This is a genomic window from uncultured Rikenella sp. (genome assembly GCF_910579375.1).
Taxonomy (GTDB): domain Bacteria; phylum Bacteroidota; class Bacteroidia; order Bacteroidales; family Rikenellaceae; genus Rikenella.
Genome location: NZ_CAJTUJ010000068.1, coordinates 1 through 9,778, shown reverse-complemented (window position 1 = coordinate 9,778; position 9,778 = coordinate 1). Strand labels below are relative to the sequence as shown.

General features: G+C 61.8%; 7 protein-coding genes. 2 read left to right on the top strand and 5 right to left on the bottom strand.

The window, feature by feature from the left end; genetic code table 11:
- Positions 1 to 192: 192 nt before the first annotated feature.
- From QZ302_RS06705 to QZ302_RS06685, 5 genes are all read right to left on the bottom strand, one after another.
- A complete protein-coding gene (locus QZ302_RS06705) occupies positions 193 to 1,101 on the bottom strand; it encodes a DUF3137 domain-containing protein (RefSeq protein ID WP_294593857.1) in 909 nt (302 codons plus the stop codon).
- Positions 1,101 to 1,670, bottom strand: a complete 570-nt coding sequence (locus QZ302_RS06700; protein ID WP_294593855.1) for a LemA family protein — start codon at positions 1,668 to 1,670, stop codon at positions 1,101 to 1,103. The genes QZ302_RS06705 and QZ302_RS06700 overlap by 1 nt, the downstream gene beginning before the upstream one ends.
- 19 nt (positions 1,671 to 1,689) lie before the next feature.
- On the bottom strand, positions 1,690 to 3,879 hold the full coding sequence (locus QZ302_RS06695) for a glutamine synthetase III (RefSeq protein WP_294593854.1): 2,190 nt from the start codon (positions 3,877 to 3,879) through the stop codon (positions 1,690 to 1,692).
- Between the two features lie 38 nt (positions 3,880 to 3,917).
- A complete protein-coding gene (gene asnA / locus QZ302_RS06690; protein WP_294593853.1) occupies positions 3,918 to 4,952 on the bottom strand; it encodes an aspartate--ammonia ligase in 1,035 nt (344 codons plus the stop codon).
- Positions 4,953 to 5,039: 87 nt separating this feature from the next.
- Positions 5,040 to 7,529 (bottom strand): hypothetical protein, encoded by a 2,490-nt coding sequence (locus tag QZ302_RS06685; RefSeq protein ID WP_294593852.1) that lies wholly within the window; start codon positions 7,527 to 7,529, stop codon positions 5,040 to 5,042.
- Positions 7,530 to 7,761: 232 nt separating this feature from the next.
- Here QZ302_RS06685 and lipA point away from each other — a divergent pair, with 232 nt between their 5' ends.
- Both lipA and lipB read left to right on the top strand, forming a co-directional pair.
- Positions 7,762 to 8,691 carry a lipoyl synthase gene (lipA, locus tag QZ302_RS06680; protein ID WP_294593851.1) on the top strand — a complete coding sequence of 310 codons (930 nt, stop codon included), beginning with the start codon at positions 7,762 to 7,764 and terminating at the stop codon, positions 8,689 to 8,691.
- The gene (gene lipB, locus QZ302_RS06675) at positions 8,688 to 9,386 is read left to right on the top strand and encodes a lipoyl(octanoyl) transferase LipB (RefSeq protein ID WP_294593850.1); all 699 of its coding nucleotides are present in this window, start codon (positions 8,688 to 8,690) and stop codon (positions 9,384 to 9,386) included. Before lipA ends, lipB begins: the two co-directional genes overlap by 4 nt.
- The last annotated feature ends 392 nt before the right edge of the window (positions 9,387 to 9,778 follow it).

Below are 9,778 nucleotides of genomic sequence, written 5' to 3'. Positions count from 1 at the left end.
TTTCCGGCGTGGGCGCATTGGGGTAATACTCGCATTATATGCGCCCCGCCGAGAAAACCCAGCTCAACAGACTCGCGAAAAATGAGGACTGCGGAGCCTAAGGAGTAGCGTAGCTATCATGAAAGTTCTTTGGGTACCTTTCTTTCAAGAAAGGTACGGTTCCATGCGGGTAGATACGGATCAATTGAACGGTTATTCTTTTGTCCAGATGCGCGTGTTCATGTTGAGCTCTTCGACCAGCCCCGTCAGTTCGCGCACCGCCAGGATGTCGCGCCGAATACATTCCGACATCGGTCGCCAGAGCCCCGCCTCGTAGTGGTTGCGGGAACAGTCGCGCGCCACCATGATGCACGAACCCGTGAAACTGATCCGCAGGCAGCGCGGGTAACGCTTCGCCAGCTTCATGATGCGCTCCATCAGCCCCGGCGTGAGGATATACCGGGCCTCGATCTGATCCGTCGAGCAGACCAGAAAACGGCGCATCAGCTCCGGGTTCTCCAACGTCACCCGTTGTTTTCCCGCCAGCCATTTCGCCCCCCAGAAGTTAGGTACGAGCGTCGTCTGTCCGGCGAAATCCTTGTTGAAGTCGGCTACGAAGAAGAAACCCCGGAAAATTTTCACCCACGTCGTCCGCGTCCCGCGCGAGGTATGTACGGTGCGCTCCTCCATCGCCTTCACCTCCGCAAAACGGAACTCCGTCTTGCCGATCCGTCCCTCGATCAGGTCTTCCGTCGTATAGCGGTCCGGCCGGGTCGGAAACAGATTGCTCTCGATGAACACCTCTTCGTCGATGCCGTCGTTCGCGTCGTACTCTCCCTCGTCGCAGAAGTGACGGACGAGTTGCGGTACGATCTTTCCTTTATAGTATTGCGATAATTGGCGGGACAACTGGATCGAGACGATCGCCAGCAACACGACCGAAGCGACCAGCAGCCCCCAGCCCCAGACGCTGCCGCCCACGACTGCGCCGAGCAGCGTCCCTCCCGCACAAACCGCTGCCCAGATCCGCCACTGTCGGCGATAGTGGGCCTGCAACTGCGGGAATTCGCCGCTGTGTACGGCTATCGTTTCGTCGGCCGGAGAGGTTGCGACCTGTTCCATCAGTTATCTCCGAACAGGGATTTGAGGTTCGGCGTCTGTCGCTCCTCTTCCGGTGTTTCGAGCACCTTTTCCGGCTGGAAATGTCCCATGCCCGCGATGATCGACGCCGGAAAGACCTGAATCGAGTCGTTGTAGTCCGTCACCGCCGCGTTGTAGGTGCGCCGCGCCGCCGAGAGCTGCTCTTCCAGCTCGTTGAGCGTGCGTTGCAGGTGCATGAAGTTGTCCGACGCCCGGAGCTCCGGATACCGTTCGGCCACGGCGTAGAAGTTCCGCAGGCCGACCCCGAAACCCGAGTCGAATTGCTGCTTTTCCTGTGCCGACAACTCGTCGTAGCTCTGTTTCCCGCCGCGCAGGGCTGTTACCGACGAGAAGACCTCCGCTTCGTGCGCCGCGTAGCGTTTGACTGTCTCCACTAAGTTGGGCAGCAGGTCGAACCGCTGTTTGAGCACGGCCTCGATTGCTCCGCCGGCGTTTTTGATCGCGTTGCGTCGCCGCACGAACCCGTTGTGGGTCGAGATCGGGACGATGATGAAAAGCAACAGACAGGCGGCCAGAATGATCCAAGGCATGGTTTTGCGATGTGTGTGGTTATTTCAAAAACAGGAGTTCCCGGTATTTCGGCAGTGTCCACATCTCGTTGTCGACGATGAGTTCGAGTTTGTCGATGTAGTAGCGGATCGACTCCATGAGCGGCACCACCTTGTCGTGGTATTCGATCGCCTTGGCCCGTTCGTCGGCGATGCGGTTGGCCACTTTCCGCGCTTCGACCATCTCTTCGACCTGCCGCTGCACCTCTTTCATGTGTTCGGCCAGTTTGACGATCAGCAGGCGATCCTGTTCGGCCAGCTGTTTCGCCTCGTCGGCCGGGAAGATCTCGCCGAATTTGGCCACCTTGTCGAGCAGCATGCTCTGGTAGCGCGACGCCACCGGCAGGATGTGGTTCATCGCCAGGTCGCCCAGCACCCGTGCCTCAATCTGTATCTTTTTGGTGTAAGTCTCCCATTCGACCTCCGTCCGTGCTTCGAGCTCGACCTTCGAGAGGACGCCCATTGAGGTGAAGAGTTCGATCGACTCCTGGGTGAGGAACCGGTCGAAGATCAGCGGCGCGCTGGTCTCCGTGTCGAGCCCTCGTTTCCGGGCCTCCTGTTTCCAGGCGTCGCTGTACCCGTTGCCGTCGAACCGCACCGGTTTGCATTCGCGGATGTAGTCCCGCAGGACAGTGAAAATGGCCTTTTCGATCGGCATCCCCGTGGCCGAGAGTTCGTCGATCTGTCGGCGGAAGAGCTTCAGTTGTGCCGCCACCGCCGTGTTGAGCACCGTCAGCGCTCCGCCGCAGTTAGCCGATGAGCCCACCGCGCGGAACTCGAACCGGTTCCCCGTGAAGGCGAACGGCGATGTCCGGTTGCGGTCGGTGTTGTCCAGCAGGAGCTCCGGAATGGAGGTCACCCCGAGCCGGAATCCCGCCTTCTCGTCCACCGCGATCGCCTCTTCGGACGACGAGTTCTCGATCTTGTCGAGCACTTCGCTGAGCTGCCGCCCGAGGAAGACCGAGATAATCGCCGGCGGCGCCTCGTTGGCTCCCAGCCGGTGTGCGTTGGTCGCGCTCATGATCGACGCCTTGAGCAGGCCGTTGTATTTGTAGACGGCCATGATCGTATTGACCAGGAAGGTGACGAAGAGGAGGTTGTCCTTCGGCGTCTTGCCCGGCGAGAAGAGGTTTACGCCGGTGTCCGTCCCGAGCGACCAGTTGTTGTGTTTGCCCGATCCGTTGATCCCTTTGAACGGCTTCTCGTGCAGCAGGCAGCGGAAACAGTGCCGTCTCGCTATGCGATGGATGACGCTCATCAACAGCAGGTTGTGGTCGTTCGCCAGGTTGGTCTCCTCATAGATCGGAGCCAGTTCGAACTGGTTCGGAGCCACCTCGTTGTGCCGGGTCTTGACCGGGATGCCGAGCTTGAGCAGCTCGACGTCCAGATCGCGCATGAATGCCGCCACCCGGGTCGGAATCGCTCCGAAATAGTGATCCTCCAGCTGCTGGTTCTTCGCGCTCTCGTGCCCCATTAGTGTCCGCCCTGTCAGCACCAGGTCGGGCCGTGCCGCCCACAGACCTTCGTCGACCAAAAAATACTCCTGTTCCCAACCTAAGAACGATGTTACCCGTTTGACCTGAGGGTCGAACAGCCGGCACACTTCGGTGGCTGCCCGATCCATGGCGTCGATCGACTTTAGCAGCGGGGTCTTGAAGTCGAGCGCCTCGCCCGTGTAGGCGATGAAGACGGTCGGGATACAGAGGGTCGTCCCTACGATAAAGGCCGGCGAGGTCGGATCCCACGCCGAGTATCCCCTGGCCTCGAACGTGTTCCGGATGCCGCCGTTCGGGAAGCTCGATGCGTCGGGTTCCTGCTGGATGAGTAGCTTACCGGAGAACTCCTCGATCATCCCTCCGTGTCCGTCGTGTTCCACGAAAGCGTCGTGTTTCTCGGCCGTCCCGCCGTTGAGTGGCTGGAACCAGTGCGTATAGTGCGTCGCCCCCATTTCCAAAGCCCATTGCTTCATCCCGGCGGCCACGTTCATGGCCAGTTCGCGCGAGAGGGGAGTCCGATTCTCCATCGTATCCACCAGCGCGACATAGACGTTTTTCGGCAGGTATTTCCGCATCCGGTCGCGGTTGAAGACGTACATGCCGAAGTACTCCGACGGCCGTTCTGCCGGCAGCGCCACTTCTTTGGCTTTGCGCCGGATCGCTTCGTCCACCACTTTGAATCTGAGTGAAGTCATAGTATTAAACAGGGTAAATGGTTAGGTTCCGTGAATGGTTATTTGAGTTCGATTCCCGCCCGGAGGCACGCCTCGCGCATCTCGTCCGGCCAGACCGAGGCCTGGACTTCGCCGACATGGGCGCACCGCAGCAGGAACATGCAGAGGCGCGATTGGCCGATCCCGCCGCCGATCGACAGGGGGAGTTCGCCGTCGAGCAGCGCCCGGTGGAACTCCAGCCCGGCCCGCTCCGGACATCCCGCCTCTTCCAGCTGCCGCTTCAGCGCCGCCGCATCGACCCGGATTCCCATCGACGAGAGTTCGAAAGGCACCTCGAGCACCGGATTCCACAGCACGATGTCTCCGTTGAGCCCCGCATGGCCCGCTTCGTTGACCGTGCTCCAGTCGTCGTAGTCCGGCGCCCGTCCGTCGTGCTTCGTGCCGTCCGACAACCGTCCGCCGATGCCGATGATGAAGATCGCCCCGTACTCCTTGGCCGCCTCCCGCTCGCGCTCCTTGGGCGTGAGGCCCGGATACCGTCGCAGGAGCTCTTCGGCCTGAATGAAGGTGATCTCGTCCGGCAAAACCGGCGTGATGTGCGGGAACCGTTCATAAGTAGCCGCCTCGACCTCCCGAAGGACGTCGTAAATGTCTCGCACCACCCCTTTCAGGTAAGCGAGGTTGCGCTCTTCAGCCCGCATCGTCCGTTCCCAGTCCCACTGGTCGACATAGAGCGAGTGGAGGTTGTCCAGCTCCTCGTCGGCCCGGATGGCGTTCATGTCGGTGTAGAGGCCGTACCCCGGCGCAATGCGGTACTGGGCCAGTTTCATCCGTTTCCATTTTGCCAGCGAGTGTACCACCTCGGCCCTGCGGTCGCCCATGTCCCGGATGGGGAACGACACGGCCCGTTCCGACCCGTTGAGGTCGTCGTTGATGCCGGTGCCGGACAAAACAAAGAGCGGCGCGGTTACGCGTCGCAGTCCCAGTTTTTTCGATAAACACTCCTGAAATTTTTCCTTGAGCAGCCGGATGGCACTCTCCATGCTGTTCCCGTTCAGACTCGCGCGATAATAGGGGGGAATCGTCAGTGCCATGGAAGAGGTTTTAAAAGAAAGATTCTGAAGCGACAAAGATAGGAAAATTTTCGCCGAATGGTACGGTTCCGGGTGTGCTTTCTTGCGTTAGAATCGGTAGGAGGCGGTGGCGAAGAAGGTGATACCCCGGGCGTAGTAGTATTTCGAGGCCAGCGGCAGGTAGACCTCCTTTTGGGTTTTTCGGTACAGTCGCGACGATTCGTAGCCGCTGGCCCGGATCGTGCGGCGGTTCAGCAGGTTGTCGATGCCGGCATAGAACCCCAGCCGGTGCCGGGCTCCGAAATAGATGGTTTTTCCGATGAAGAGGTCGATGGTCGCCCCGCCGCCGAGATTCTCCTGCTCGGCGGCTATGGCGCGTGCCTCGGGCGTGTATTTCCACCGCTCCACAGCCGCCTCGCTGCGCCGGAGCGGCGTCGGCGAGATGTAGTTGCCCGCCCACCCCTTCAGTGTCGCGGTGAACACCCAGCCCCGCGGAGCGTATTCCAGCTCCAGCGCGCCGATCGTCTGGGGCCCTGTGGCCGTGTGCAGCCCGCGGTAGTAGACCGTCTCGGTCGCGATCGGTTCGCCGGTGCTTTCGCGGATCACCGTCGCCTGCGGGTTCGATGTGTAGCGGCAGTCGGTCACCGCTGCGGCCGCCTTCAGCTGCAACCGGGGCCCCAGCCGGATTTCGGCCGACAGCTCCGCGCCGATGTGGCGCGTGTCGATCCCCGTCATCGGGTAGTTGCAGAAAAAGTGGGTCAGGTCGTTGTAGAACCGCCGCACCTCCGTCCGGTTGCGCACCGTCGCGGCGAAGAGCGCCGCATGGATCCGGAGAAGCGGTGTCCGGTAGTCCGCCCGAAGCTCCGCTTCCAGCATCTGTTCGTTCTTCAGCCCCGGCACGAGGGCGTTGCGGTACTCGGGCGAGATAAAAGCCCGGCGGGGCGTCGGAGCGAGGCTCCGGGCCGTGAACCGGAACCCGACGCGCAGCCTCCCGCCCCGGTTGTAGCCCGCTCCTCCCTGCACGAGCCACTCGGGATGGGTCGACCACTTCGACCAGCCGAACGACTCGTTGCCCGGGAAGTTCTGTTTGTCGTAGTAGCCGAAGCGGCGGAAGGCCATCGCGCCGACCGACCCCGCCGCTTCGAAGTCCCACTGCCTCCACCGTCTCGAAAAGCGGGCCCACATGCGAGGCTGGAGACCCTGCATCGAGTATTTGTATCCGAACGTGTCGCCTTCGCGCACCTCCCGGTTCGGATAGCGCATGTCGTTTTGGGTGCCGTTGGGCGCGTCTTCCGGATTCTCGGCGAAGACGTCCACGTCCAACCAGTAGCCGCCGCCCAGCAGGTCGTCCAGTCGTTTGAAGTGCAGGTTGTCCGCAGCAGCGCATTCGAATCCTCCCTGCCAGCGGGTGCGGGTGTCGGGTCGCCAGTCGGCGGTGACGTGCAGCGCGAACTCCCGGTAGTCGCGCATCCGGCTCGCCACGATGTAGTGCGCCCTCGGGCTGTCGTCCCGATTTTGTGCCGCGAGAGCCGCCCAGTCGATCTGACGCGTGGACTCGTCCGTGCGCCATCGTTCGTCGGCCAGTTTCCGTTCGGCGCTCCCCTCCGGGTAGAAGCTCGGCAGGTAGCGGTAGTAGTCCGGATGGGGATTCGGCGCGTCGTACCAGTCGAGCCCCGAGAATGCCGACCGGCCGAACCGCACGCCTGCCGTGGCGGCGATCCGCAGTGCGTCGCCCGAATCGTAGGCGTAATTCAGCATCGCGATCGGCTCGGCGGCGCTTCGGATGCGGGCCGACCGTCGCGTGCCGTTCCACCGGCCCCATGCGGGGTTATAGAGGCGGTTGCCGGTCAGGTCGAAAGCCTCTTCGGTCGAGGCGGAGGCTAGTGCCCGCCGGTTCGGTGCATACCAGGCGGTCAGGGCGATCCGGTGCCGGTCTCCGCCGAACCGTTTCGAGACCGATCCGAAAACGGCCCAGCTGTCGTTCCACGTCCCCTCGACCGTGTACGATCCTCCTCCGTCGCCCGCCCACGTCCGTCCGGCGAAGAGGGAGTAGCTCCAGCCGTTGCGGGCGTTCTCGCCGGAGCGATAGCCCGCCGAGCCGCGCAGCGTGTAGGTGCGGTTCGAAGTCGAGAGGGCGACTCGTCCGCCGCGCGTCTGTTGCCAGGCGAGCATTTGCCGTTCTTCCGTCCGCCCGGTGGCATCGAAGCCCGCGTGGCTCCGGGTGCCGACGTCGTTGAGCCCGTAGACGGCGCTCCAGGCCGGCGTCCCCTCTTCCCATTCGGCGAGGGAGAGGCCGTTTGCGCGGAACATCCGGTAGCGGTTGTCGTATCCGCGGGGTTTGTAGCGCAGGAAACCGAACCCGAAATCGACGGTCTGATCCCAATAGTCGTCGTAGGCGTGCAGCGGAGCGAATCCGAACGGATTTTCGGCGGCGTCGAGCCGCCAGGTCACCGAATCGGCGGCGGGCGGCAGTCCGGTCTGTGCGGCGGCGGGCAGCCCGAAAAAGAGCAGACAAAGGGCCGGAATCGCTCCGTGCCGCCTCGTCGGAGAGTCGGGGCGTTTCTGTCGGACGGTCGGGTATGTGGTTGTGGGTGGCAAACATCGAAAGATATGGAGTTTTCGGTTCGGATATTTTAGTGAACGTGTATTATGTTATAATTAGGCTATTCCGGATTATTTTCGGGCGATTCGGGAGGCTGAAACGGATCGTCCGGGTGGCTTTTCGGCACGGACGGATAGCGACGGAAGAGGGAGGAATTCCGGATCGGGGTTCGGAATTTCGGAGGATTTTTCGTTACTTTGTAACATTCTGAAAAATGAAAAATCGCTAATGCCTTGCACGCATGAGAAAGTCGGCACGCACAAACCGGAATGGCTGAAAATAAAGCTTCATAACGATCCGCGTTATGCCGCTGTCGCTGCACTCGTGCGGCGGCACGATCTACATACCATCTGTTCCAGCGGCCGGTGTCCCAACATCTCGACCTGCTGGAGCAGGGGAACCGCTACGTTTATGATCGGAGGCGACGTGTGTACGCGCGCCTGCCGGTTCTGTGCCACCAAGTCGTCGGCCTCTCCGGCGCCGCTCGACCCGGCGGAACCGCAACGGATCGCCCGGTCGGTGCAGCTGATGGAGCTGCGCCATGCGGTGATTACGTCGGTCGATCGCGACGACCTTCCGGACGGAGGGGCGGCGCATTGGGCCGAGACGGTGCGGGCGATTCGCGCGCTCAATCCGAATACGACCATCGAACTTTTGATTCCCGATTTTTCGGGCGATACGGGCCTGCTCGACGTCGTTCTGGACGCCGGAGCGGATATCGTGGGGCACAATCTCGAAACCACGGCCCGGCTGACGCCGACGGTGCGCGACCGCCGGGCTTCTTACGACACATCTTTACAGGTACTTCGGCACATCGCGGCCCGCGGGGCGGCTCTCGGACGGGACGATCTGGCCAAGAGCGCGCTGATGGTGGGCTTGGGCGAAACGTGCGACGAGGTGCTCGGCGCGTTGGACGACCTGGCGGCGGCGGGGGTGCGGCGGATGACGATCGGGCAGTATCTGCAACCGACCTCGCGGCATTATCCGGTGGCGGAATATGTCCATCCGGATCTCTTTGCCCGCTACGCGGCGGCGGCGGTGGAGCGGGGGATCGTTCATACGGAGAGCGGGCCGCTCGTCCGTTCTTCTTATATGGCGGATCGGTTGGCGCCGAAGGTGTCCCGACCGTTGAATACTTTAACCGCGCAGAAGGGATGATCGAGGTACGGGACGAAGGGGTGATCGATTACGGGACGGCGTGGGAGCGGCAGCGGAGCTTTTTCGACGACCTGCTGGGGCGTGTGACGGAGGGGCCGGCGGACGGAGCGCGGGGGGTGCTGATGTTGTGCGAGCATCCGCACGTCTATACGCTGGGGAAGAGCGGGCGGGAGAATAACCTGCTGGTGAGCGAGGCGTTTTTGCGTTCGATCGGGGCGACGTACTACCGGATCGATCGGGGCGGAGATATTACGTACCACGGATACGGTCAGTTGGTGGGGTATCCGATTTTGGACCTGTCGACGATCGGCGGCGGGCATGGGCTGGGGCTTCGGGAGTATATAGACCGGTTGGAGGAGAGTGTGATCGCGACGATTGCGGAGTGGGGGGTCGAGGGGTGTCGGGTTCCGCATGCGACGGGGGTGTGGCTTCCTGCGGCGGGTGGGCGGCCGGAACGGAAGATTTGTGCGATCGGGGTGCGGGCATCGCGGTATGTGACGATGCACGGTTTTGCCCTGAATGTGACGACCGATTTGAAATATTTCGACTATATCCACCCTTGCGGCTTTAGGGACAAAGGGGTGACTTCGCTGGCGGCGGAGTTGGCAGGGACGGGATGTCCGGTGCCGACGCTGGCGGAGGTAAAGCGGGTGTATGTCGGCCATTTTATGCGACTGTTCGGCGGCTCGCGATAGAGTAGGGGTTGCTTAATTGTTGCGGGCGGCTTTTGCTTATAGGCGGCTGTAGCGATGCTTTTGGGGATTCTGGGGGTAGACCCGGCCATAGCATCCCGTAGGGATGCGCTCTAAAGTTTTTTTGTTCTTTTTGTTCACAACCGACGCTGCCAGCGAGAGCAATGCAAACGCAGTTTGCAAATTGCCGAGCGGCGAGGAGGAACCGAGTAGCGTACCGAGAGCAGAGACCGCTTGCGGGATTTGCCGAGGCAGCACGAGGAAGCCGAAGGCAACGCGAAGCCAAAAGGAACAGTTCGAGGCGGGACAAAGCTCGACCCGCGCGCGACTGCTGGAGAAGGAAATCATTCAAACGCGTTGTTCGCGTTTGAATAAGATTTCCGCCAGCGCGCGGA